Below are 2466 nucleotides of genomic sequence, written 5' to 3' on the forward strand. Positions count from 1 at the left end.
GTGGGTTGGATCGAGAAGAGGACGAAACATCAAACAGGGGTGTGGATGAAAACACCGCCTTCGCGAGCAAGCCCGCTCCCACACTGGATCTCCATGGATTGGAGATCAGCGCACAAGTCTTAGATCGACCTCAATAAACATAACAAGAGGCACCCCCATGCAACCGCAAACCCTCACCGGGCAGGCGTCTTTGGTGACGCCCAGCCGCAAGCGGTTTTTCATCATGGTCCTGCTGTTCATCACCGTGGTGATCAACTACCTGGACCGCAGCAACCTGTCGATCGCAGCCCCTGCGCTGACCAGCGACCTGGGCATCGATCCGATCCATGTCGGCCTGATCTTCTCCGCATTCGGCTGGACCTACGCCGCCATGCAGATTCCCGGCGGCTGGCTGGTGGACCGGGTGCCGCCGCGCATCCTCTACACCGCCGCACTGCTGCTGTGGTCTATCGCCACGGTGATGCTCGGCTTTGCTGGCAGCTTCATCGCGCTGTTCGTGCTGCGCATGGCGGTCGGTGCCCTGGAAGCGCCGGCATACCCGATCAACAGCCGCGTCGTCACCACCTGGTTCCCCGAGCGCGAACGCGCCACGGCCATCGGTTTCTACACTTCCGGGCAGTTCGTCGGCCTGGCGTTCCTGACGCCGGTCCTGGCCTGGCTGCAGCATGAATTCGGCTGGCACATGGTGTTCGTCGTCACCGGCGCGGTGGGCATTCTCTGGGCCGTGATCTGGTACGCGGTGTATCGCGAACCCCGTGATTTCAAGGGCGCCAACGATGCCGAAATCGAGCTGATCCGCGAAGGTGGCGGGCTCGTGGACATCCAGTCGGAACAGGCAAAGGTCAAGGCCAAGTTCAGCTGGACCGACCTGGGGATCGTGCTGACCAAGCGCAAACTCTGGGGCATCTACCTCGGCCAGTTCTGCCTCAACTCGACGTTGTGGTTCTTCCTGACCTGGTTCCCGACTTACCTGGTGAAATATCGCGGCATGGACTTCATCAAGTCCGGCCTGTTGGCGTCGCTGCCGTTTCTCGCGGCTTTTGTCGGCGTGCTGTGCTCCGGGTTCTTCTCCGACTTCCTGATCCGTCGCGGTTATTCGGTCGGCTTCGCCCGCAAATTGCCGATCATCAGTGGCCTGCTGATTTCCACCTCGATCATCGGCGCCAACTTCGTCGAGTCGACGCCGCTGGTGATCGCCTTCCTCGCGCTGGCATTCTTCGGCAACGGCCTGGCGTCGATCACCTGGTCGCTGGTGTCGACCCTGGCACCGGCACGCTTGCTCGGGCTGACCGGTGGAGTATTCAACTTCATCGGTAATCTGTCAGCTATCGCCACGCCGATCGTCATCGGTTTCCTCGCCAGCGGTGATTCCTTCGCGCCGGCGATTACCTACATCTCGGTTCTGGCGTTGATCGGTGCACTTTCCTACATCTTGCTGGTCGGCAAGGTCGAGCGTATCAAGTTGTAGTCCAGGCACGCGGGCGACCATAATGCCGCCCGTTCACTCGCTCAACCCTAAGGCTGGATATGCAGGAAGACGCCCCAAAAACCGCCAAGGACGCCGCGCCCACCGGTACCCAGACCCTGCTTCGCGGTCTGGGTGTGGTCCAGGCGGTGGCCAGCGGCGCCCGCGATCTGAAGGAAATCGCCCGGCTGATCGGCACCACGCGCAGCACCACCCATCGCCTGGCCAGCTGCCTGGTGGACGAGCGGTATCTGCGGGTGGTGCCGCAAGTCGGTTACCTGCTGGGGCCCAAGCTGATCGAACTGGGCTTTCAGGCCCGGGAAGAGTTGCCGCTGGTGACCTTGGCCGGGCCGTATCTGGACGAGCTGTCGGCGTTGACCGGCGACACTGTGCACCTAGCGATTCGTGAAGGCGACGAGGTCCTGTACCTGCACAAGAATCCGGGGCGCAACGGCCCTGAAATGCGCTCGCGGGTCGGCCATCGCATGCCGCTGGCGCGTACCGGGATCGGCAAGGCGCTGATGCTGGATGACACGCCGCAGGAGTGGCAACGGCTGTACGAAGTCAGCCTGCCGTTGGGTGGGAAAAATCAGTTCTGGCCACAACACCCGGAGCAATCCTGGGAGCAGTTCCAGCAGCGCATGATCGAATACGTGGCTGGTGGTTATGCCTTCGACCTGGAAGACAACGAACCGTCGATCCGCTGCGTAGCCGCACCCGTTCGCGATGCCAGCCGACGCATCGTGGCGGGGATCAGTATTGCCAGTACGGTGCCTTACATGCCGCTGGAGAAAATGTCTGAGCTGATTCCGCTCATCAAGGGTGTGACGGCGAGGTTGTCTGCGGAGTTGGGGTTGAAGGTTTAGAACGCATCGCGAGCAGGCTCGCTCCCACAGGGGGATTTGTGCCGGGCGCGGGTTCGTGTTCACTGAAGATCCAAACTGTGGGAGCGGGCTTGCTCGCGAAAGCGGTGTGTCAGCCTACATATTCGCTACTGACAC

At 61.6% G+C, this 2466-nt stretch carries 2 protein-coding genes; both read left to right on the forward strand.

The genetic code is table 11. The features are described from left to right. Positions 1-157: 157 nt before the first annotated feature. On the forward strand, positions 158-1468 hold the full coding sequence (locus ACW9JE_RS30245) for an MFS transporter (protein ID WP_224536148.1): 1311 nt from the start codon (positions 158-160) through the stop codon (positions 1466-1468). 59 nt (positions 1469-1527) lie between these two features. Continuing rightward, positions 1528-2331, forward strand: coding sequence for an IclR family transcriptional regulator (locus ACW9JE_RS30250; RefSeq protein ID WP_457434852.1), 804 nt, complete (start codon positions 1528-1530; stop codon positions 2329-2331). Positions 2332-2466 lie beyond the last annotated feature (135 nt).

It is taken from the genome of Pseudomonas sp. SDO55104_S430 (assembly GCF_054070595.1).

What these genes read in the sequence shown, in the direction of transcription:
- ACW9JE_RS30245 (WP_224536148.1), top strand. Translation starts at nt 158, where the DNA reads ATGCAACCGCAAACCCTCACCGGGCAGGCGTCTTTGGTGACGCCCAGC.
- ACW9JE_RS30250 (WP_457434852.1), top strand. Translation starts at nt 1,528, where the DNA reads ATGCAGGAAGACGCCCCAAAAACCGCCAAGGACGCCGCGCCCACCGGT.